Source organism: Cellulomonas sp. Marseille-Q8402, assembly GCF_965119525.1.
The window spans coordinates 587904-609367 of sequence record NZ_CBCPLX010000001.1 but is presented as its reverse complement, the minus strand read 5'-3'; the positions used below and the strand labels follow the sequence as shown (position 1 = coordinate 609367).

The 21464-nt window shown below is 73.9% G+C and carries 19 protein-coding genes; 14 read left to right on the top strand and 5 right to left on the bottom strand.

Annotated elements, in window-relative coordinates:
• Nucleotides 1-10: 10 nt before the first annotated feature.
• The 7 genes from ACWPWW_RS02935 to ACWPWW_RS02905 all read left to right on the top strand — a co-directional run bounded on the left by ACWPWW_RS02935 (nucleotide 11) and on the right by ACWPWW_RS02905 (nucleotide 7677).
• Nucleotides 11-343, top strand: coding sequence for a hypothetical protein (locus ACWPWW_RS02935; protein ID WP_454048849.1), 333 nt, complete (start codon nucleotides 11-13; stop codon nucleotides 341-343).
• 133 nt (nucleotides 344-476) lie between these two features.
• Complete coding sequence (locus ACWPWW_RS02930) at nucleotides 477-3212, top strand: AAA family ATPase (RefSeq protein ID WP_454048848.1); 2736 nt, start codon at nucleotides 477-479, stop codon at nucleotides 3210-3212.
• A gap of 93 nt (nucleotides 3213-3305) precedes the next feature.
• A complete protein-coding gene (locus ACWPWW_RS02925) occupies nucleotides 3306-4130 on the top strand; it encodes an alpha/beta fold hydrolase (RefSeq protein ID WP_454048847.1) in 825 nt (274 codons plus the stop codon).
• A 15-nt stretch (nucleotides 4131-4145) separates the two neighbouring features.
• Entirely contained in the window at nucleotides 4146-4997 is an 852-nt protein-coding gene (locus ACWPWW_RS02920; RefSeq protein WP_454048846.1) for an alpha/beta hydrolase, read from the top strand.
• A gap of 198 nt (nucleotides 4998-5195) precedes the next feature.
• Complete coding sequence (locus tag ACWPWW_RS02915; protein WP_454048845.1) at nucleotides 5196-5984, top strand: SDR family NAD(P)-dependent oxidoreductase; 789 nt, start codon at nucleotides 5196-5198, stop codon at nucleotides 5982-5984.
• Between the two features lie 20 nt (nucleotides 5985-6004).
• On the top strand, nucleotides 6005-6856 hold the full coding sequence (locus ACWPWW_RS02910; RefSeq protein WP_454048844.1) for an alpha/beta hydrolase: 852 nt from the start codon (nucleotides 6005-6007) through the stop codon (nucleotides 6854-6856).
• 125 nt (nucleotides 6857-6981) lie between these two features.
• Entirely contained in the window at nucleotides 6982-7677 is a 696-nt protein-coding gene (locus ACWPWW_RS02905; protein ID WP_454048843.1) for an HAD family hydrolase, read from the top strand.
• Between the two features lie 31 nt (nucleotides 7678-7708).
• On the opposite strand, the gene ACWPWW_RS02900 is transcribed toward ACWPWW_RS02905, so the two are convergent.
• Entirely contained in the window at nucleotides 7709-8623 is a 915-nt protein-coding gene (locus tag ACWPWW_RS02900) for a RecB family exonuclease (RefSeq protein ID WP_454048842.1), read from the bottom strand.
• Nucleotides 8624-8674: 51 nt separating this feature from the next.
• Between ACWPWW_RS02900 and ACWPWW_RS02895 the strand changes: the two genes are divergently transcribed.
• The 6 genes from ACWPWW_RS02895 to ACWPWW_RS02870 all read left to right on the top strand — a co-directional run bounded on the left by ACWPWW_RS02895 (nucleotide 8675) and on the right by ACWPWW_RS02870 (nucleotide 16018).
• Nucleotides 8675-9790, top strand: a complete 1116-nt coding sequence (locus tag ACWPWW_RS02895; RefSeq protein ID WP_454048841.1) for a site-2 protease family protein — start codon at nucleotides 8675-8677, stop codon at nucleotides 9788-9790.
• 11 nt (nucleotides 9791-9801) lie between these two features.
• Nucleotides 9802-10884, top strand: coding sequence for a tRNA (adenine-N1)-methyltransferase (locus ACWPWW_RS02890; protein ID WP_454048840.1), 1083 nt, complete (start codon nucleotides 9802-9804; stop codon nucleotides 10882-10884).
• 134 nt (nucleotides 10885-11018) lie between these two features.
• The gene (gene arc, locus ACWPWW_RS02885) at nucleotides 11019-12647 is read left to right on the top strand and encodes a proteasome ATPase (RefSeq protein WP_454048839.1); all 1629 of its coding nucleotides are present in this window, start codon (nucleotides 11019-11021) and stop codon (nucleotides 12645-12647) included.
• Nucleotides 12648-12753: 106 nt separating this feature from the next.
• The gene (locus ACWPWW_RS02880) at nucleotides 12754-13371 is read left to right on the top strand and encodes a DUF4956 domain-containing protein (RefSeq protein WP_454048838.1); all 618 of its coding nucleotides are present in this window, start codon (nucleotides 12754-12756) and stop codon (nucleotides 13369-13371) included.
• A complete protein-coding gene (locus ACWPWW_RS02875; RefSeq protein ID WP_454048837.1) occupies nucleotides 13368-14132 on the top strand; it encodes a VTC domain-containing protein in 765 nt (254 codons plus the stop codon). Before ACWPWW_RS02880 ends, ACWPWW_RS02875 begins: the two co-directional genes overlap by 4 nt.
• 44 nt (nucleotides 14133-14176) lie before the next feature.
• Nucleotides 14177-16018 (top strand): carbohydrate-binding domain-containing protein, encoded by a 1842-nt coding sequence (locus ACWPWW_RS02870; protein WP_454048836.1) that lies wholly within the window; start codon nucleotides 14177-14179, stop codon nucleotides 16016-16018.
• A gap of 87 nt (nucleotides 16019-16105) precedes the next feature.
• On the opposite strand, the gene ACWPWW_RS02865 is transcribed toward ACWPWW_RS02870, so the two are convergent.
• Genes ACWPWW_RS02865 through ACWPWW_RS02850 form a run of 4 tightly spaced genes read right to left on the bottom strand, consistent with a single transcriptional unit; the run spans nucleotide 16106 to nucleotide 19312 of the window.
• Nucleotides 16106-16867: a hypothetical protein gene (locus tag ACWPWW_RS02865; protein WP_454048835.1), complete on the bottom strand. Its 762-nt coding sequence runs from the start codon at nucleotides 16865-16867 to the stop codon at nucleotides 16106-16108.
• Nucleotides 16864-17553 (bottom strand): ABC transporter ATP-binding protein, encoded by a 690-nt coding sequence (locus ACWPWW_RS02860; RefSeq protein WP_454048834.1) that lies wholly within the window; start codon nucleotides 17551-17553, stop codon nucleotides 16864-16866. The genes ACWPWW_RS02865 and ACWPWW_RS02860 overlap by 4 nt, the downstream gene beginning before the upstream one ends.
• A gap of 20 nt (nucleotides 17554-17573) precedes the next feature.
• Nucleotides 17574-18332, bottom strand: a complete 759-nt coding sequence (locus tag ACWPWW_RS02855; protein WP_454048833.1) for a hypothetical protein — start codon at nucleotides 18330-18332, stop codon at nucleotides 17574-17576.
• On the bottom strand, nucleotides 18329-19312 hold the full coding sequence (locus ACWPWW_RS02850) for a radical SAM protein (protein WP_454048832.1): 984 nt from the start codon (nucleotides 19310-19312) through the stop codon (nucleotides 18329-18331). Before ACWPWW_RS02850 ends, ACWPWW_RS02855 begins: the two co-directional genes overlap by 4 nt.
• 441 nt (nucleotides 19313-19753) lie before the next feature.
• Here ACWPWW_RS02850 and dop point away from each other — a divergent pair, with 441 nt between their 5' ends.
• Entirely contained in the window at nucleotides 19754-21433 is a 1680-nt protein-coding gene (gene dop, locus ACWPWW_RS02845; RefSeq protein WP_454048831.1) for a depupylase/deamidase Dop, read from the top strand.
• The last annotated feature ends 31 nt before the right edge of the window (nucleotides 21434-21464 follow it).

Below are 21464 nucleotides of genomic sequence, written 5' to 3'. Positions count from 1 at the left end.
CCCACGGATCGTGGACGCGTTGGGCGGCGAGATCGACGACGCGTGGGGTGAGTACCGCAGCGGCGGTGACGGCATCGTCGACCGCCGCCGCTACGAGGTGACCGTCGTCGTCACGGGGAGCGACGCGGACGCGGACACGATCGTCGCCGCGCTCGAGGACGCAGGCTGGACGGACGTCGAGGACACGACACCGGGCGGCATCTCGGGCCGGCGTGACGACCTCACCATCGGTTCGACCGACCCCGGAGGGCCGGACCTGCGAGTCGGGCTCCGGGGCCCGTACCTCGAGGTCGCCGACGGGGTCCCGCGTGACAACGCGCGCGAAGCGCTCGATCTCGGCTGACGACCTCAGGATCGATCGAGGTGTCCCGGGGAGTCGCTCACTCCACCGCAGGTCAGCGGTGGCGCGCCGGTCCCGGGACCGGTCCACGCGCGCTCTGGACAGCGGCTCCCGGCGTCCGCCATCGTGGGCGACCATGACGAGTCCCGCGCGACCGCTGCTCGGGCGGGCGGCCGAGCTGGCCCAGGTCGCCGCCGTCGTGCTCGGGGCGCGCAACGGGACGAGCGGGGCGCTGGTCGTCCGCGGCGAGCCGGGGATCGGCAAGACGACCCTGCTGCACGCCTCGACGGAGCAGGCGGTGGGCTGCCGGGTGGTGCACGTGGCCGGGTACGAGGCGGAGCAGGCGATCGCGCACGCCGCGCTCGACCGGCTCCTGCGACCGTTCCGCGACCTGCTGGACCGGATCCCGCCCCACCACGCCACGGCGTTGCGCCGGGTCTCCGGCACGGAGGACGGGCCGGCCCCGGACCGGTTCCTGGTCGGGCTCGCCGTGTTGGAGCTGCTGGCCGCGGCGGGCCACGAGCGACCCGTCGTCTGCGCGGTCGACGACGCGCACCTGCTGGATCCCGAGTCGCTGACGATCCTGGCGTTCGTGGCCCGCCGCGTGTACGCGGAGCCGGTGGCGCTGCTGATCGCCGCCCGGGACGACGACGCGGTCGACGCGGCCACGGCGGGGATCCCGGCCCTGCGGCTCGGGGGCCTCGACCCGGAGTCGGCGGCCGCCCTCCTGCGTGCCTCCGCGCCGGTGGAGGTTGACCCGCTCATCGTCACGCGGGTGTCGGCGGCCACCGGGGGCAACCCGCTCGCGCTGATCGACCTCGGCGCCGACCTGACGGTGCAGGAGCTCACGGACTCGGGGCTCGGTGAGGAGCCGGTGCCCGTCGGACGGCACCTCGAGGCGCACTACGCGCGGCTCGTCGGGGCGACGGCTCCGGCCACCCGGGCCTGGCTCCTGGTCGCTGCCGCCGACTCCACCGGCAACATCACGCTCATCGAGGCGGCGTGCCGCGCGCTCGGCGTGGCGACCGACGCGGCGGCCGGCGCCGAGGAGTCCGGCCTCGTGGTCCTCGCGCCGACCACGCGGTTCCGGCACCCGCTGGTGCGCGCCGCCTCCTACGCCTCCGCGACGGGCCAGCAGCGCCGGGCGGCGCACGCGGCGCTGTCCGGTGCGGCACGGGCCGCAGGGCTCGACGAGCTCGAGGCGTGGCACGCCGCGAAGGCCGTGCTCGGCACCGACGCGTCCGTCGCCGCCCGGCTGGAGCGCGTCGCGGACCTCGCGGGCGCGCGCGGCGGCGTCGTGTCCCGCGCGCGGGTCCTCGGCCGGGCCGCGGAGCTGACGCCGGCCGGGCCCGACCGCGCGCGCCGGCTGGTCGCCGCGGCCGAGGCCGCCGTGGCCGCCGGGGCCGCCCAGCTCGGGGCCGCCCTGCTCGACCAGGTCGACGAGGGCGACCTCGGGCCGGTGGAGCGCGGGCGCGTGCTGACGGTGCGGGTGACCCTCGGCGTGTTCACGGGCGACCCCTCCGTGCTGGTGCGTGCGACGGCCGACCTGCTCGAGGCGGCCGCCCTGTTCCACGGGGTCGACCCCGAGCTGGAGCAGCACGCCCTGCTGCGGGCGTTCGACTGGGCGCTCCCCGCCGAGCGGTTGCGCACCGCGGTCACCCTGGCCGAGCTCGGGGAGCGGCTGCGGGCGGGCGCGGCGATCGGCGAGGGGCACGCGTCCGTGGTCCTGGCCGCGCTGGCCGCGCACGTGCTCGACCCCTACGCCGAGGCCGTGCCCGCGATGCGCCGGGGGCTGGCGGCCATCCAGGGGCTCGACGGCGCGGCCGCGCTGCCGTACCTGATCGCCGAGGTCGCGCTCGCCTCGGCGCTGTGGGACGTCGACGCCCGGCGGTCGGGTCTCGAGCGGTCCGCGGCGCTGGCGCGCGACACCGGGTCGCTGCAGCTGCTCGACACCGCCCTGTGGATGGCGTCGCTCGCCGAGCTCACGGGCGGGACCCCGCGCCGCGCCGCCCAGTTCGTCGACGAGGTGCGGGAGCTGCGGCGCGCGATCGGCTACGACGCCGAGCACGTGACGAACGTGGCCTACCTCGCGTGGGCGGGTGCGCCCCGCGCCCAGGTCGAGGTCATCGCGCAGGGCGCGGCCGCGCAGGGCTTCGGGGGCGTCCAGTCCAGCGCCGTGGCGGCCCTCGCGGTCCAGGACCTCGCCGCGGGCCGGTACGCCGACGCGTTCGACGCGCTCGTGCAGGAGATGGCGGACCCGTTCCTCCAGGTCACGCCGACGCGCGTGCCCGATCTGGTGGAGGCGGCCGTGCGCTCCGGTCACCGCGACGAGGCGGTCCTGCGGACCGGGGAGCTGGCGGCCCGGGCGGAGGCCAGCGGGTCGGCGTGGGCCCGCGGGGTGGCGCTGCGGTGCCGCGCGCTGGTCGCGCCGGGGCCGGAGGCGGAGCAGCTCTTCCGCGCCTCGGTGGCGGAGCTGGACGCGGCCGGCGTCCCGGTCGACGCCGCCCGCTCCCGGCTGCTGCTCGGCGAGTGGCTGCGGCGGGCCCGCCACCGCACGGAGGCGCAGGTGGAGCTCCGTGCCGCGCTGACCGGGCTGGTCGAGACGGGTGCGAGCGTCTTCGCCGACCGGGCCCGCGCCGAGCTGCGTGCGACCGGCCTGGACGCCGACGAGCCCGCGACGCCGACGTCGCCCGGCCTGCTGACCCCGCGGGAGCGGACGGTCGCCCGGATGGCCGCGCGCGGGGACACCAATGCCGAGATCGGCGCGACGCTCTTCATCTCGGTCAACACCGTGGACTACCACCTGCGCAAGGTGTTCGCGAAGCTCGGTGTCACGTCCCGCCGGCAGCTGCGCGACCACGTGCACGTCTGAGAGCGCTGCCACGGACTACGTACGGCGCGTGGTCCGGGTCGAGCCGGGCCCGCGGGACAGTCGGTGCACACCGCACCCCACCGGGAGGCACCGATGCCCTACATCACCGTCGAGGACGGGTCGCAGATCTTCTACAAGGACCTGGACGGCGGCGGCACGCCCGTCGTCCTGAGCCACGGGTGGCCGCTGAACGCCGACGCCTGGGACGCCGCCGCGCTGTTCCTGGCCGAGCACGGCCACCGCGTCATCGCCCACGACCGCCGCGGCCACGGCCGGTCCAGCCAGACCTGGCACGGCAACGAGATGGACACCTACGCCGACGACCTCGCCGCGCTGGTCGACACCCTCGACCTGCACGACCTCACCCTGGTCGGGCACTCCACGGGCGGCGGGGAGATCGTGCACTACGTCGGCCGGCACGGCACCGCCCGCGTGGCCCGGGTCGTGCTCGTGTCCGCCGTGCCGCCGATGATGCTCCGGACCGACGACAACCCCGACGGCGCCCCCCTCGAGATCTTCGACGGGCTGCGGGCGGGGGAGAAGGCCGACCGGGCGCAGCTCTACCGCGACCTCGCGGACGGGCCGTTCTTCGGGCACAACCGTCGTGGCGACGTCGACCAGGGCTTCCGGGACGCCTTCTGGCTGCAGTCCATGGCCTGCGGGCACCGCGCCGCCTACGAGTGCATCGCCGCCTTCTCCGCCACCGACTTCCGGCCGGACCTGGCCGCCCTCGACGTGCCGACGCTGGTCATCCACGGCGACGACGACCAGATCGTGCCGTTCGCCATCGGGGGGCAGCGGTCCGCCGACCTGGTCGCGGGCGCGAAGCTCCTCGTCTACGAGGGCAGCCCGCACGCCCTGCCCGACACCGACCGCGCGCGCCTGCACGCGGACCTGCTCGCCTTCATCGACGCCTGAGACCGGGAGCCCACCATGTCCGAGCCCGTCATCCCCGCCACCCGCCCCGACACCGTCGTGCTCGTGCACGGCCTCTGGATGACCCCGCGCAGCTGGGAGCACTGGGTCACCCGCTTCGAGCAGCGCGGCCTCACGGTCGTCACGCCCGCCTACCCGGGCTTCGAGATCGAGGTCGAGGCACTCCGCGAGCACCCCGAGGTGATCGCGGAGCTGACCGTGCCCCAGGTCGTCGACCACCTGGCCGGCATCATCGAGGGCCTCGACAGCCCGCCCGTCATCATCGGGCACTCGTTCGGCGGCACGATCACGCAGCTGCTGCTCGCCCGCGGCCTCGGCGCGGCCGGGGTCGTCATCGACTCCGCGCCCACGGAGGGCGTGCACGTCACGCCGCTGTCGCAGGTGCGGTCCCTGTTCCCGGCGCTGAAGAGCCCGGCGAACCGTCGGCGTGCCGTCGAGTTCACCGCCGACGAGTTCCACTACGCGTTCGCCAACACCCTGAGCGCGGAGGACTCGCGCGCCGCCTGGGAGCGGTACGCCATCGGGGCGCCCGGCGACTGGATCTGGGCCTACGGGCTGATCGCCAACTTCAAGCCCGGGCACCAGGAGACCTGGGTCGACTACGCCGCGGACCGCGCACCCCTGCTGTTCCTGTCGGGGGAGCAGGACCACATCATGCCGCCGTCCGTGAACAAGTCGAACGCCAAGCACTGGGAGAAGTCGCCGGCGCTCACCGAGTACGTCGAGCTGGCCGGCCGGGACCACTGGACCTGCGCCGCGCCCGGCTGGGAGGACGTGGCCGACCGCGCGCTGGACTGGGCGCTGGAGCACGCGGCGCCGCTGAGCGGGCGGGCGCCCGTCGCACCGTGAGCCCCGGCCGGGCGGACGGCACGGGACCCGCGCGGTCACGTCGCCGTCCGCCCGGCCCGTCGCGGCTCCCGCGCCCCGGACCGGCGGAGGCCGGCGTCCGCCCTGGTCCTTGCCGGGCGCCCGGCGGCGGGTCTACGTTCCGGCTAGCACGCAGAAGAGTTCGTCTCCCGCTCGCCGCCCGGATGGAGCCCTGCGCACATGGACCTCGAGCTCCGCGGCAAGGTGGCGGTCGTGACCGGCGCCAGCAAGGGCATCGGCCTGGCCGTCACCGCTGCGCTGCTCGCCGACGGCGCCGCCGTCGTGGCGGGCGCGCGGACCGTCGACGGCGCGCTCGGGGAGCTGGCCGAGGGGCGGCCGCTGCACGCGGTGCCCGTCGACCTGGCGGACCCCGCGGGTCCCGACCTGCTGGTGGCGGAGGCCGTGGCGCTGCACGGCGGGATCGACGTGCTGGTGAACAACGTGGGTGCCGTCCGGCCGCGGCCCGACGGCTTCCTCTCGGTCACCGACGACGACTGGGCGGCCACCTTCGCGGTCAACTTCCTCGCCGCCGTCCGGACCACCCGCGCCGCGGTGCCGCACCTGCTCGCCCGCGGCGGCGGGACGATCGTGACGACCTGCTCCGTCAACGCGGTGCTGCCGGACCCGCTGGTCATCGACTACAGCGCCGCGAAGGCCGCGCTGGCCAGCTTCTCCAAGGCGCTGTCCAAGGAGCTCGGCCCGTCCGGGATCCGGGTCAACACCGTCAGCCCGGGCCCCGTGTCCACGGCGCTGTGGCTGGGTGAGGGCGGCGTCGCGCAGACGCTGGCCGCGTCCGGCGCCGGCGACGCGGACGCGGTGCAGCAGCAGGCGGCGCGCGACGCCGTCACGGGCCGCTTCACCGAGCCCCAGGAGGTCGCGGACCTGATCGTCCTGCTCGCGAGCGCCCGGGCCGGGAACGTCACGGGGGCCGACTTCACCATCGACGGAGGCCTCGTCACCACCCTCTAGCGGCACCACAGGGAGACATCGTGAGTCCTGCCCGAACGCCGGTCGTCCTCGTCCACGGCCTGTGGCTGCACGCCACCTCGTGGGCCCCCTGGGTCACGCTGCTCGAGGAGCGCGGCTACGACGCCGTCGCGCCGGGCTGGCCCTCCGAGCCGCCCACCGTCGCCGCCGCGCGGCAGGACCCGGCCGCGGTCGCCGACATCGGCATCGACGCCGTGGTGGAGCACTACGCGGCGATCATCCGCGGGCTCGACGCGCCGCCCGTCGTGATCGGGCACTCGTTCGGCGGCCTGATCGCCCAGCGGCTGCTCGGGTCGGGCCTCGCCCGGGCCGCCGTCGCCATCGACCCCGCCCAGATCAAGGGGGTGCGGCCGCTGCCGCTCGCGCAGCTGCGCTCGGGGTTCCCCGCGCTCGGCAACCCCGCCAACCGGCGCCGGTCGGTCGCCCTCACCGCGAAGCAGTTCCGGTACGGCTTCGGGAACGCGCTGAGCGCGGCGGAGTCCGACGCGCTGTTCGAGGCGCACACGATCCCGTCGCCGGCACGTCCGCTGTTCGAGGCCGCGGCCGCCAACCTCTCCCGCACGTCGCCGGCCGCCGTCGACACCCGGAACCCGACCCGCGGCCCGCTCCTGCTGATCTCCGGGCAGCAGGACCACACCGTGCCCGACGTCGTCACCCGCGCGACCTACCGGCTGTACCGCGACTCCGGGGCCACCACCGACCTCCTGCAGCTGGCGGACCGCGGGCACTCGCTGACCGTCGACTCCGGCTGGGCGGCGGTCGCCGAGCAGGTCCTCGCGTGGCTCGAGGCGCAGGGCGTCGCCGCGCCGGCTCCCGCGGTCGGCGACGTCCCCGCGGCCGGCGACCCGAGCTGACCCGCGGCGTCCCGGGCGCACGGAGCGACGGCGGGCGCCCGGGACGTGGGCGGACACCCCGCGTTCACCCCGGCCGGGTAGCGTCGTGCGCGGACCCCTTCCCGCACACCCAGGAGCCGCACGCCGTGACCGACGCCAGCACGCCCCAGCCCGAGACCGCCCTGCCCGCCGCCGTCCTCTGGGACATGGACGGCACGCTCGTCAACACCGAGCCGCTGTGGATGGCCGCCGAGACCGAGCTGGTCGAGTCCTGGGGCGGCACCTGGACGCACGAGGACGGGCTCACGCTCGTCGGGAACCCGATGAAGGTCTCCGGCGCGATCCTGCAGGGGCGCGGGGTCGGCCTGTCGGTCGACGAGATCGTCGACTTCCTCAACCAGCGGGTCGCGGTCGCCGTGGCCGAGCGCACGCCCTGGCAGCCCGGTGGCCGCGAGCTGCTGCTGGCGCTGGCCGAGGCCGGCGTGCCGCAGGCGCTCGTGACCTCGTCCTACCGTGAGCTCGCCGACCCGTTCGCCGCCGTGGCGGGCGTGTTCGCCACCGTCGTCGCGGGAGACGAGGTCGACCGCCCGAAGCCGGACCCGCAGCCCTACCTCCTGGCGGCCGAGCGCCTCGGCGTGGACATCGCCGACTGCGTCGTCGTGGAGGACTCGCCCGCGGGGATCACCGCCGGCGTCGCGTCGGGCGCCCGGGTGCTCGCCGTCGAGGTGTTCCGCGAGCTGCCCGACATCGCCGAGCTGAGCGCCACCCGGTCGCTCGCCGACGTGACGATCGAGGACCTCGGTCGGATCCACGGCGGTGCGGTGCTCGACCTGCTCGGCTGACCGCCCGGCCGGCTCGGCCGACCGCCGCGGGTCAGGAGGCCTGCGCCACCGGCGTCACGCCGATCGCCCGCTCCACCGCGCCCTCGGGCAGCTCCGGCGGGGTGCCGCCGAAGGCCGGGCACACGGCCTGGTGCGCGCACCAGTCGCACAGCCGGGACCGCCGCGGCCGCCACTCGCCGGTGCGGGCGGCCTCCTCGATCTGCCCCCACAGCGACCGCAGCCGCAGCTCGAGCGTGTGCATCTCCGCCTCGGAGGGCGCGTGCCGGAGGATCTGCCCGTCGCCCAGGTAGACCAGCTGCAGCAGCTTGGGGAGCACCCCGCGCTCGCGCCACAGGACGTAGGCGTAGAACCGCATCTGGAACAGCGCCGACCCCTCGAACCCGGGGTTGGGCGACTTGCCGGTCTTGTAGTCGACGACCCGCAGCGCGCCGTCGGGCGCCACGTCGAGCCGGTCGACGATGCCGCGCAGCTGCGGCCCGTCCTCCATCAGCGTCCGGACGGCGAGCTCGCGGTCGCCCGGCTGCAGCCGGTTGGGGTCCTCGAGGGTGAAGTAGGTGTCGAGCAGCAGCCGGGCGCTGCCGATCCACGCCTCGCGCTCGTCGTCGGTGGCGAACAGCGTGACGACCTCGGGTGAGCGCTCCAGCAGCCGGTCCCAGGCCTCGGGCAGCAGCGCGTGCGCGGCGGCCGGGGTGCGCTGCCCGAGCGGCAGGTCGTACAGCCGCTCCAGGACGGTGTGCACCATCGTGCCGCGGGCGGCGGCCAGGCTCGGCGGCTCGGGCCGCTTGTCGATCACCCGCAGGCGGAACAGCAGCGGGCACTGCTGGAAGTCGTTGGCCCGCGACGGCGACAGCCCGGGCACGCGGGGCTCGACCGGCGCCTCGACGTCGCCGGCGTCGGCGCCGTCGACGGACACGGGGGCGAGGAGCTGCGGGTCGGTGGTCGTCACACGACGAGCCTAGGTGCCACCACCGACAGGCCGGACCCGTAGCCTGACCGCGTGGCAGAGCGAACGCGGGGCTGGGTCGTCGGTCGAGTGGTGGGTGCGCCGGTCGTCCTGGCGCCCAGCAGCCTGCTGACGGTGGGGCTGTTCGCCCTGGTGTTCACGCCGTCCGTGCGGATCCGCGCCCCGTGGCTCGGCGCGGGCTCCACGATCGCCGTCGCCCTGGTGCTGGCGGCCGTGCTGCTGCTCTCCGTGCTGGTGCACGAGCTCGCGCACGGCCTCACCGCGCGGGCTCGCGGGCTGCGCGTCCACGAGTTCGCCCTGACGCTGATCGGCGGCCACACGGCGTTCGGCGGGCGGATCACCCCGCTCACGGAGGGGCTGGTCGCGGTCGTCGGCCCGATCGCGAACCTGGTGCTCGCCGGCGCGATGTGGCTCGCCGGGCAAGCCGTCGACCCGACCGGCGTCGCCGCGCTGGTCCTGTACGCCGGCGCGTACTCCAACGCGTTCGTCGGCCTGTTCAACCTGGTGCCGGGGCTGCCCATGGACGGCGGTCAGGTGCTGGAGTCGATCATCTGGGCCGCGACGGGGGACCGCCGCCGGGGCACGCTGGTCGCGGGCTGGGTCGGCCGGGTCGTCGCCGTGGGGTTCGTCGCGTGGGTGCTGCTGTGGCCGCTGCTGAACGGCCAGCGCCCGAGCCTGTTCGCGGTCGGCTGGGCGGCGGTCGTCGGCGCGTTCCTCTGGTCCGGCGCGGGCCAGGCGATCAGGGCGGCGCAGGCCTCCCGGGCCGTCGACGCCCTGCACGTGGGCTCCGTCGGCATCCGTGCGGTGGGGGTGCCGGCGACGGCGGTGCTGGCCGAGGCCGACGCCGCGCGCGGCCGGGCCGGCGCCGACGCGGTCGTGCTGCTGAGCCCGGACGGGCGGCCCGCGGCCTACGTCGACCCGCAGGCCGCGGCGGCCGTGCCGGTGCACGACCGCGCGCACGTCCCGCTCACCGCGGTCGCGGTCGGGCTGCCCGCGGGCGCCGTGGTCGACGCCCGCCTGCGCGGCGCCGACCTGGTGCGGGCCATCGCCGCCGCGGCCCCCACGGCGCCCGTCGTCGTGGCCGTCGCGGACGGCCGGGTGGTCGCCCTGGTGCGGTCCGCGGACGTCGCCGCGGCGCTGCGCTCCTAGACTCGACCCCCGTGACCGACGAGACGCCCGCACCCGCCACCGACGCCGAGCGCGTCCCGACCGGCGCCGCCCAGCGCCGCGGACCGTTCCGGGTGGGGGAGCGCGTCCAGCTCACCGACCCGCGCGGCCGCCTGCACACGATCACGCTGGCGCCCGGGGCCACGTTCCACACGCACAAGGGCTACTTCCGCCACGAGGAGCTCATCGACGCCCCCGAGGGCACCACGGTGACCAGCAACGGCGGCGTGCAGTACCTCGCGCTGCGCCCGCTGCTGAGCGACTACACGCTGTCGATGCCCCGCGGCGCGGCCGTGGTCTACCCGAAGGACGCCGGCCAGATCGTCGCGATGGCCGACATCTACCCCGGCGCCCGCGTCGTCGAGGCCGGCGTGGGCTCCGGCGCGCTGACCATGTCGCTGCTGCGCGCCGTCGGCGACGGCGGCCGGCTGCACTCCATCGAGCGCCGCGACGACTTCGCCGCGATCGCCCGCGGCAACGTCGAGACGTTCTTCGGCGGGCCGCACCCCGCGTGGCGGCTGTCGATCGGCGACCTGTCCGACGTGCTGCCGGTCGCCGAGGAGCCGGGCCAGGTGGACCGGGTGGTGCTCGACATGCTCGCGCCGTGGGAGAACCTCGACGCCGTCGCCACCGCCCTGGCGCCCGGCGGCGTCCTCATCGCCTATGTCGCGACCGCCACGCAGCTGTCCCGGCTCGCCGAGGACCTCCGGGCGGACGGCCGGTACACCGAGCCGCAGGCGTGGGAGTCGATGGTGCGCGGCTGGCACCTCGAGGGCCTGGCCGTGCGCCCGCAGCACCGGATGATCGGCCACACCGGCTTCCTGCTCACCACGCGCCGCCTGGCCGACGGCGTGCTGCCGCCCCTGCGCAAGCGCCGGCCGGCGAAGGGCTCCCAGCCGGGCGAGGCCGGGGACGCCGCGCTGGTGGACGAGGTCGGCGACGTCGTGACCAGCAGGTCCTTCCAGGAGGTGCCCGACGCCGAGTGGACGCCGGAGGCCCTGGGCGAGCGCGCGGTGTCCGACAAGAAGGTCCGCCGGGTCCGCCGCGACGTCGGGCAGGCCCCCGAGCAGGACTGAGCCGGCACGCACGCCGCCACGCGCGCCGCCACGCACCGGCGTGGCCGCGCGCGTGCGATTGACACGTGTGGTTAGGGTCGCACCACGACAGCCCCACAGCGCCGTGAGGTCGACCCGCGATCGGAGGTACCGCGATGACGGAACCGACAGCACGCGACCTGCAGCGCGAGCTCGCGCTCCTGGCCGCGAAGAACGAGCGCATGTCCGACGCGCTCGTGGCCGCCCGTGACCAGATCATCGAGCTGAAGCGCCAGATCGACGACCTCGCCAAGCCCCCGGGCACGTTCGCCACGTTCCTCGCCGCGCGCGGGGACGGCACCGTGGACGTGATCGCCGCGGGCCGGAAGATGCACGTCGGCGTGAGCCCGGCGGTCGACCCGCACCGGCTGCGGCCCGGCCAGGAGGTCATGCTCAACGAGGCGCTCACGGTCGTCGAGGTCGGCGGCTACGAGCAGGTGGGCGAGCTGGTCACCGTCAAGGAGCTGATCGGCCGGGACCGTGCGCTCGTCGTCGGCCGCGGCGACGAGGAGCGGGTCGTCCGGCTCGCGGGCCAGGTGCTCGACGGCTCCGTCCGGGTCGGCGACGCGCTGACGGTCGAGGCGCGCAGCGGCTTCGTGTTCGAGCGGGTGCCGCGGGCGGAGGTCGAGGACCTCGTGCTCGAGGAGGTGCCGGACATCGACTACACCGACATCGGCGGCCTCGGCCCGCAGATCGAGGCGATCCGCGACGCCGTCGAGCTGCCGTTCCTGCACCCGGACCTGTTCCGCGAGCACGGCCTCAAGCCGCCCAAGGGCGTCCTGCTGTACGGCCCGCCCGGGTGCGGCAAGACGCTGATCGCCAAGGCCGTCGCGCACTCGCTGGCCGCGACGTCGGCGCGCGCGCGGGGCGAGGAGGTCGCGGAGGCGAAGTCGTACTTCCTCAACGTCAAGGGCCCGGAGCTGCTCAACAAGTACGTGGGGGAGACCGAGCGGCACATCCGGCTGATCTTCGCCCGGGCGCGGGAGAAGGCGTCGCAGGGGCACCCCGTGGTCGTGTTCTTCGACGAGATGGAGTCGCTGTTCCGCACCCGCGGCACCGGCGTGTCCAGCGACGTCGAGACGACGATCGTGCCGCAGCTGCTGGCCGAGATCGACGGCGTCGAGCGGCTCGAGAACGTCATCGTGATCGGTGCCTCCAACCGCGAGGACATGATCGACCCCGCGATCCTGCGGCCCGGCCGCCTCGACGTGAAGATCAAGATCGAGCGGCCGGACGCCGAGGGCGCGCGCGAGATCTTCGCCAAGTACCTGACCGCCGACCTGCCGATCCACGCCGACGACCTCGCCGAGCACCACGGGTCCAAGGCCGCCGCGGTGGACGCGATGATCTCCCGCTCCGTCGAGCGGATGTACTCCGAGGACGACGAGAACCGGTTCCTCGAGGTCACCTACGCCAGCGGCGACAAGGAGGTCCTCTACTTCAAGGACTTCAACTCCGGCGCGATGATCCAGAACGTCGTCGACCGCGCGAAGAAGTCCGCGATCAAGGACCTCCTCGCGACCGGGCAGCGCGGCCTGCGGGTCGAGCACCTGCTGACCGCGTGCGTGGACGAGTTCAAGGAGAACGAGGACCTGCCGAACACCACCAACCCCGACGACTGGGCGCGCATCTCCGGCAAGAAGGGGGAGCGCATCGTGTTCATCCGCACGATCGTCCAGGACAAGAAGGGCGAGGAGGCCTCGCGCCGGATCGAGAACGTGCAGAGCACGGGGCAGTACCTGTAGACCCACACACGCCACCGAGTCCCCGCACAGGGACGGCACAGCACCTCGCGGCTTGATGGAGGCACCCGGTTCACCGGGCGTTCATCCCCCGACCCGCGAGGTGCCCATGCCTGCCGCCGTCCTGTTCGCCGCCGACCTCGTCGCCATCGGCGTGCTGACCTTCGTCCTCTACTTCCCCCGGCACCGCCGGCGCGACCTCGTGGTCGCGTTCCTCGGCGTGAACGTCGGCGTCCTCGCCGTCGCCGGGGCGCTGTCCAGCAGCACGGTCGGCGCCGGCCTCGGGCTGGGCCTGTTCGGCGTGCTGTCGATCATCCGGCTCCGGTCCTCCGAGATCGACCAGCGCGAGGTGGCGTACTACTTCGCGGCGCTGGCGCTCGGCCTGATCGGCGGGCTCGGCAGCAGCCTGGGCGTGCTCGCTCCGGCGCTGATGGCGCTGGTCCTCGTCGCGCTGTACGTCGGCGACCACCCGCGGCTGCTGCGGGGCTACCGGCAGCAGGTCGTCGTGGTGGACCGCGCGTTCGGCGACCACGCCGCGCTGGTCGCGCACCTGGAGCAGCTGCTCGGTGCGCGTGTGCACGGCGCGACGGTGCAGCGGCTGGACCTGGTGGACGACACGACGGTCGTCGACGTCCGGTACGCCGAGCTGCCCCGCGGACGTGCGGCGGAGGAGCTGCTGGTCGTGCGCGGCGACCGCGCGGTCGAGCTGTCCGGGGCGACGCGGTGACGGCCGACCTGACGCACCTGCCCGCCATCGGTCTCGCCGAGCTGCAGGAGACCGCGGCCCTGCAGACACGGGTCGACCGCAAGTACGTGCTCCCGCTCGGCGCCCTGCCCGGCCTGCTCGCCGCGCTGCCCGACGGCACCCGTCGCCTGGTGATCGACGACCGGGACACGTTCGGCTACGAGTCCGTGTACTTCGACACCCCCGACCTGGACGCCTTCCACCTGGCCGCCGGCCGGCGGCGGCGCCGCTACAAGGTCCGCACCCGCACCTACCGGGACACCGGCGGCTGCTGGCTCGAGGTCAAGACCCGCGGCCCGCGCGGCACCACGGTGAAGGTGCGCCGCGAGCACGACCCCGACGCCCGGACCGACGTCGGCGACGCGCTCGGGTTCGTCGTCGACGTCCTCGGGCAGCAGGGCGTCGAGCTGCCCGGGACGGACGACGTGCTGCCCCTCGGCCCGACGCTCACGACGCAGTACGACCGCCGGACCCTCTACCTCCCCGACGGTGCCCGCACCACGATCGACACCGGCCTCGAGTGGCGTGGCCCCGGCGAGCACGCCGCCGCCGCAGGAGTCCCCGCACACGCCGTCGTCGAGACCAAGAGCGTCGCCGGGGCGTCCAGCGCCGACCGCGCGCTGTGGGCGCTCGGCCACCGGCCCAGCCGGATCTCGAAGTACGCCACCGGCCTGGTGGTGCTCGACCCGACGCTCGGCGGGCGGCCCTGGCGCCGCACCCTGCGCCGGACCCTCGCCGCCTGACCGGCGGCCCCCGACCCCGTCCGACCGAACCACCTGGAGCTCCCGTGCGCCGACCCCGCCGCGTCATCGCGGTCCCTGCCGTCCTGCTCAGCCTGCTGCTCGCCGGCTGCACCGCCGACGCCGTCGCCGACCCCGGCACCGACGCGAGCACGACGGAGTCCACCGTCGTGTCCGACGTCGCCGCCGGCGCCACCGCCGAGGAGGTGCTCGCCGCGAACGCCGAGGTGCACCAGGTCGCGGACGCCGGCACCGCCACCGGCACCATCACGCTCGACGGCGACACCGCGACCACGGACGCCGACGGCGTGACCGTCGACGGCTCCGTGGTCACCATCTCCGCCGGCGGCACCTACACGATCACGGGCACGCTCGACGACGGCCAGGTCGTCGTGGACGCCGGTGACGCGGTCGTGCACCTGGTGCTGGACGGCGTGGACGTCACGTCCTCGACCAGCGCCCCGCTGGTGATCAGCAGCGCCGCGTCTGCGGTCGTCGAGCTGGCCGACGGCTCCGTGAACACCCTCACCGACGCCACCACGTACACCTACCCCGACGGCGAGGACGAGCCGAACGCCGCCCTGTTCAGCGCCGCCGACCTCACGATCACCGGCGACGGAGCCCTCACCGTCACCGGCAACGCGAACGACGGGATCACGTCCAAGGACGGCCTGGTGATCGAGAGCGGGACGATCACCGTCGACGCCGTCGACGACGGGATCCGCGGCAAGGACTACCTGGTCGTGACCGGCGGCACCCTCGCGGTCACCGCGGGCGGCGACGGCCTCAAGGCCGACGACACCGAGGACACCACGGCGGGGTTCGTGGTCGTCGAGGGCGGCGACGTCACCGTGACCGCGGCCGGCGACGGCGTGGACGCGGCGACCGACGTCGTCGTCACGGGCGGCACGCTCGACGTCGCCGCGGGCGACGGCAGCGGGTCGGCGCCCTCCGACGAGGTCTCGACGAAGGGGCTCAAGGGCTCCGCGTCGGTGGTGGTCGGCGGCGGCACCGTGACCGTCGACTCCTCCGACGACGCCGTGCACGCGAACGGCATCGTGTCCGTGACCGACGGCGAGCTGACGCTGTCCTCCGGGGACGACGGCGTGCACGCCGACGCGACCCTCGACATCACGGGCGGCACCGTCGACGTGCTGACCTCCTACGAGGGCCTCGAGGCCGAGGCGATCACCCTGGCCGGCGGCGACGTCGCCGTGGTGGCCGCGGACGACGGACTCAACGCCGCCAGCAGCGCCACCGGGTCCACCGAGGACGCGCAGGGCGACTGGGGCGGACCCGGCGGGGAGACGACCGGCACCGCGAGCCTGACGATCACCGGCGGCACGGTGAGCGTCGACGCCGGCGGGGACGGGCTCGACGCCAACGGCACGCTGACCATGAGCGGCGGCACCGTCGTCGTGAACGGCCCCGAGGACGCCGGCAACGGCGCGATCGACGCCGACAGCACCCCGTCCGTCACCGGCGGCACGCTGGTCGCCGCCGGCTCGTCCGGCATGGCGACGGCGCCCGGCACCGACGGCCAGGGCTGGGTGTCGGTGACGTTCGGCGCGACCCAGGCGGCGGGCACGACGCTGGCCCTGGTGGACGCGGACGGTGCGGTCGTCGCGACGTTCACGCCGGCCAAGGACATCACCTCGCTCGAGATCTCGGCGGCCGGCCTCACGTCGGGCGCCGAGTACACGGTCGTCTCCGGCGCGACGGCCTCCGGCGACGCGTACGCCGGGTACACCACCGGCGGTGACGCGACCGGCGGCACCGAGGTCACGACCGTCACCGCGGGCGAGCACACCGGCGGCACGGGCGGGGGCATGGGCGGCGGCGGGGGCGGCGGCCGGGCTCCGGGCACGCGCCCGGGCTCGGACGGCTGACCTTGGCCGCACCGCGGCTGACGACCTGAGTCCGACAACGGCGGCCCTCGGGTCCCGGTGCGTGCACCGCGACGGGACCCGAGGTGCTCAGATGAAGTTGTGCCGACGTCGACCGAGCACGTACCAGAGCCCGAGGGAGAGCGTACCGACACCCACGTTCAGCCAGAGGGTCAGCGGGTAGAAGGTGCTCTCGATAGGGAAGGGCCCGGACGGGCGCACGATGAGCGGCAGGATCGTGACGTACTGGTTGATCCCATGGAAGGTCGTGTCGACGCCGAGGCCCCACGCCGCGCCCGGATCGTGGGCCTGGACCGTGGTGACGACGACGGTCGCCAGCGCGATCACCACGGCGAAGAAGATGACGAAGACTGCGACCAGCGCGGGGAAGCGGCGACGAACGGACTTGGCAGCGACGACGAGTGCGCATATCAGCGCGAGGAAGGCGGCGATCGAGACCACTCGGGTGACGATGTAGTAGCCCAGCCCCCCGACCGACACCCCGATGCTCTCCAGGGCGAGGCTCGATCGCCACACGACGAGGCCGATCAGGAACAGCCCGGTCAGGTAGACGAAGAACACCACCGCCCGGAGCATGACCGACCGCCGCGGTCCTAGTGGAGCGGACTGGAGGAGGTAGTCGTCGCCGTCGTGGAGATGGCGGAAGATCTCGTGGGCGACGTAGGCCACCACGAAGCACCACACGAGCATCTGGACGAGCGACCACACGATCGCGACGAGCTCGACGTCGTGCCAGACGAGGCTCGCGGATCCGCCGGCCACCAGAAGGGCGGCCGCGCCGGCGAAAGCACCTCGGTACCTCCGGAGCTGCACTCGGACGTCGGCGCTCATCGTGACGTCATCTCCTTCTTGAAGGTGTCCTGCAGGGAGAGGCCCGAACGCGCGCGGACGTCCGCCACCCGGTCGTGCAGCAGGAGGCGGCCGTCGGAGATCATGACGACCTCGTCGAACAGCTGCTCGACCTCGTCGATGATGTGCGTGCTGATGACGGTCACCGAACCGTCGCCCCGCACCTCCTGGATGATGCCGAGCAGCACGTCCCGCGTGTACGGGTCGACCGCCGCCAGGGGTTCGTCGAGGACGTACAGCGAAGCGGCCCGCGAAAAGGTCAGCGCGAGATGCAGCTGCTCGGACATGCCCTTCGAGAGCTCGTTGACGCGGCGAGTGCGGTCGATTCCGAGCCGGTCGACGATGTCGTCGGCCCGCGCGACCGAGAAGTCGCGGTAGCGCGACGCGAACAGGTCGAGGCACTCGCTGACGCGCAGGAAGCCGTACAGGTACGGCCGGTCCGGCATGTAGGAGACAGGACCTGCCGGAAGCGTGATGGTGCCGGAGCACCGACCGATCAGGCCGACGAGGCAGCGCATCAGAGTGGACTTGCCCGCGCCGTTGGCGCCGAACAGGCCGACGACCTGCCCCCTGGCGGCGGTAGCGAAGGACACGTCGTCGAGCACCTGACGACGCCCCAGGGTGACTGAGAGGTGTTCCACGCGCAGGGATGACATCAGGTTCTCCATCGTCGAAGGAAGGCGGTGCGTCAGCCGGGAAGCAGGAGCGACGCGGTGCGCGCAGTCATCACGATCGCCAGGCACCAGCTGGCGATGTGGAGCAGCCTGACGAGACGCCCGTTGCGCGAGAACTGCTTGCGCACGTTGATCTGCAGCAGCGCCATCAACGCTTTGTGGCCGTCGGACTTGAGCACGGGCAGTGCGTTCATCAGCAGACCCACGCCGAAGATGCTGACGGCGAGGTCCATCGTGTCCGAGCGGAGAATCACCTTGTTGCCCGCGAGGACGAGCCACCCGAGGATGCTGTTCGCGACCAGGCCGGCGGTGTGGACGACGAGCTTCTCGTCGCGCAGCAGCATGTGCGTGTCGTTCATGCGTACGTAGACGGCGGGAAAGACGGCGTAGTTGAGCTTCACGCCGACCTTGTCCGGGCGCCGGCCGAGCGCACGGAACGCCACGATGTGGCCAGCCTCGTGGATCAGCAGCTGGGCAAGCGTGTAGCCGCCGAGCAGCCACCAGCTGGCGCCTGTCACGTCGGTGGAGTAATCCGGCGTGAGAGCGAGGGCGAACGCGATGTGGGAGGGCAGGAGCACGCCCAGGATGACGAAGTAGGCGGTCGCGAACCGGCGCGACACTCCCGGGAGCGCAGGCTCCCACCGAAGATCCTGCGGCAGCGTGGCTGAGCTGACCTCGTGGTACGAGCGCGCTCCCTTTCGCTTGACGACGGCGCGCCCACCGCCCTGCAGGATCTCGACGTCGGAGTCCTCGTAGCGGCTGTACCGGTTCATGGCGCGGGAGCGGGGGACGGGTGCGCGGTCTTCACGGGCTCCTCTTTCGAGGTCAGATCGGCGTACAGCGCGATGATCAGGGGCGTCAGACGGGTGATCGACGCGGCGTCGGCGAACAGGCTGCGACACAGATCGCACGCGTCGACAAGCGGGGTCCTCGGGTCGAGGTCGATGACTCCCGTCTCGCGTCCGGCAGCGAGAAGCCGCTCGAAACCGACGCGCCGGATGACTCCCAGAAGGGCGTTCGAGCGGATCTTGCGCTGCGCGTCGGCGATCGTGAGGGCGGACGCGTCGCCCAGGGAGAGAGCCGAGTCGAACACTGCCGGCGAGCAGCACGGATACACCTTGCCGTCGAAGTGGAACACCGGTTCGAACCCCGGGCACCGCAGCGCATCGGAGGCGGTGAAGTCACGGATGATGTCGCCCGGTGGTAGTCCCGCGCCGGCACCGACGGGGAGCACGGGGAACTTCGTCATGCGTGTCCGGAGAGTGGAGTTTCCCAGCTCCGCGATCAGAGCGTTCCCGTCGCGCGCCCGTGTCACGGCGATGTTCACGATGCACGGAAGGTTCACGCGCTTGTTCGCGTTCAAGATGTTGGCGATTCTCCGCGGTGGGATGAACGCGGCGTGAAAGTCGTCGTAGCTGATGGTCATCGAACTGAGCCCGGCGTCGCGCAGCGTGCGCAACTCGTCGCGGGCCTTGTTCTCGGTCTGCCCCCAGAAGCCGTTGGTCACGAGGGTCGCTCGTTTGCCGGCGCTGTGGATCGTGCGGATCAGGGAGAGGACGAACTCCCGTCGCAGGAGCGCTTCGCCGCCGCTGAGGCCGATCTCCGTCACGTCGTCGTTGACGAGGGCCTCCGCGACCAGCTCGGTGATGCGCGCGTCGCCGAGCGACTCGTGCGACTTCGGACCGCAGCTGAAACAGCAGTGCGCGCACCGAGCGTTGCAGTTCGCGCCGATCGTGATCGAGACGGACGGCACGCGTCACCTCTCCGGGTTCTCGGGTGATCTGGGGCGCCGCCGTGGCGACGCCCCAGGTGTCGGCTCGGTCGGTCAGGAACCGGCGATCCAGCCGCCCTTGCCGTTGGTGATGAAGAACCAGAGGTCGTCCTGGTCGGCCAGCTCGACCGCCGAGCCGTCGAGCTCGAGCGCGGCCATCTGCGGGTTACCCATTGCGCATCTCCTCACTCCGGCGGGGGCGCTCATGCGTGTCACCCGCTCGTCTGAAGGACGCTATGCACGAACGGTCCTCCGCGTGCGGGACATTAGTCCTCAATTGCGGCTGCATCGGAACTGAATCCGCGAACTGCGGGCCTGCTCGCGCGAAATTGATAGCAATTGTGACATTTGTGTGGTTGGCACATCGCGCCGCCGGAGCCGGCGTAGCCGAGATGTCGACGTGCCGCGCCGTAGGGTGACGGGGTGACCGTGCGCCGCGTGATGGGGATCGAGACCGAGTACGGCGTGCTGCAGCCGGGACGCCCCACCGCGAACCCGATGCTGCTGTCCAGCCACGTCGTCGCCGTGCACGCAGCGGCCCGGCAGGGTGGCCGCGTCAAGGCCCGCTGGGACTACGACGACGAGGACCCGCTGCAGGACGCGCGTGGGTTCCACCTGCAGCGCGCGTCGGCGCACCCGTCGCTGCTGACCGACGACCCGGCCAGTCCGGCGCCGTCCGGCGACGCCGCGCCGGACGGGCAGGACGGGCAGGACGGGCAGGACGGGCAGGACGGGCCCGGCCGCGACGGCCCGCAGGAGGTGGCCCGGTCGCTGGTCGAGGAGTACGAGGACCCCGGCGCGGCCAACGTCATCCTCACCAACGGCGCCCGGCTGTACGTGGACCACGCGCACCCGGAGTACTCGTCTCCGGAGGTCACCAACCCGCTCGACGCGGTGCGGTGGGACCGGGCGGGGGAGCTGGTGATGCTCGCGTCGGTCCGGGCCCTCGCCTCGACGCCGGCGCTGCCCGACGTCGCGCTGTACAAGAACAACGTCGACGGCAAGGGCGCCACCTACGGCACCCACGAGAACTTCCTGGTCGACCGCGCCGTGCCGTTCACCGACCTCGCGTCGCGGCTCACGCCGTTCCTCGTGACCCGGCAGGTGTTCACCGGCGCCGGCCGCGTCGGGCTCGGGCAGCGCGGGGAGGAGGCCGGGTTCCAGCTGTCCCAGCGGGCCGACTACATGGAGGCCGAGGTCGGCCTCGAGACCACCCTGCGCCGCCCCATCGTCAACACCCGCGACGAGCCGCACGCCGACCCCGACCGCTGGCGGCGGCTGCACGTGATCATCGGCGACGCGAACCTGCTCGAGGTCGCGACCTACCTCAAGCTCGGCACCACCTCGCTGGTGCTGTGGCTGATCGAGCGGGTCGCCGACGGCCGCGCCAAGGACCTCGGGGCGACCCTGGACCGGCTCGCGCTGGCCGACCCGGTCGCGGCCGTGCACACCGTCAGCCACGACCTCGCGCTGACCGCGCGGCTGAAGCTCGCGGACGGCCGCCGGCTCACCGCGATCGAGGTGCAGCGCGAGTACCTCACGGCGATCCGCACCGCCCTCGGTCGCGGGGTCGGCCCGGAGGCGGGCGGTGTCGACGCCCAGACCGCCGACGTGCTCGCCCGGTGGGGGTCGCTGCTGGACCGGCTCGGGGGTGACCCGGCGTCCTGCGCCCGCGAGGTCGAGTGGCTCGCCAAGATGCGCCTGCTCGAGGGCCTGCGCCGGCGCGACCACCTCGACTGGGACCACCCCCGGCTCGCCGCCGTCGACCTGCAGTGGTCCGACGTGCGCCCGGAGCGCGGGCTCTACCACCGGCTCGTCGGGGCCGACGCGGTCGAGCGGCTCGTCGCCGAGGAGGCCGTGCGCGCGGCCGTGACCGACCCGCCCGAGGACACCCGCGCGTACTTCCGCGGCCAGACGATCGCCCGGTTCGGTGCGCACGTGTCGGCCGCCAGCTGGGACTCCGTCGTGTTCGACGTGCCCGGCGCGCCGACGCTCCAGCGCGTGCCGATGCGCGACCCGCTGCGGGGCACGAAGGCGCACGTGGCGGCGCTGCTGGAGTCGTCGCCGGACGTTCGCACCCTGCTCGCCGCGCTCGGCACCTGAGGTTCCCCGTCGCGTCACGAGAACCCGCGCC

Excerpts from the sequence above, each read along its gene's own strand:
- ACWPWW_RS02930 (WP_454048848.1), top strand. The coding sequence starts at position 477 with ATGACGAGTCCCGCGCGACCGCTGCTCGGGCGGGCGGCCGAGCTGGCC.
- ACWPWW_RS02925 (WP_454048847.1), top strand. The coding sequence starts at position 3,306 with ATGCCCTACATCACCGTCGAGGACGGGTCGCAGATCTTCTACAAGGAC.
- ACWPWW_RS02920 (WP_454048846.1), top strand. The coding sequence starts at position 4,146 with ATGTCCGAGCCCGTCATCCCCGCCACCCGCCCCGACACCGTCGTGCTC.
- ACWPWW_RS02915 (WP_454048845.1), top strand. The coding sequence starts at position 5,196 with ATGGACCTCGAGCTCCGCGGCAAGGTGGCGGTCGTGACCGGCGCCAGC.
- arc (WP_454048839.1), top strand. The coding sequence starts at position 11,019 with ATGACGGAACCGACAGCACGCGACCTGCAGCGCGAGCTCGCGCTCCTG.
- ACWPWW_RS02880 (WP_454048838.1), top strand. The coding sequence starts at position 12,754 with ATGCCTGCCGCCGTCCTGTTCGCCGCCGACCTCGTCGCCATCGGCGTG.
- ACWPWW_RS02865 (WP_454048835.1), bottom strand. The coding sequence starts at position 16,867 with ATGAGCGCCGACGTCCGAGTGCAGCTCCGGAGGTACCGAGGTGCTTTC.
- ACWPWW_RS02860 (WP_454048834.1), bottom strand. The coding sequence starts at position 17,553 with ATGGAGAACCTGATGTCATCCCTGCGCGTGGAACACCTCTCAGTCACC.
- ACWPWW_RS02855 (WP_454048833.1), bottom strand. The coding sequence starts at position 18,332 with ATGAACCGGTACAGCCGCTACGAGGACTCCGACGTCGAGATCCTGCAG.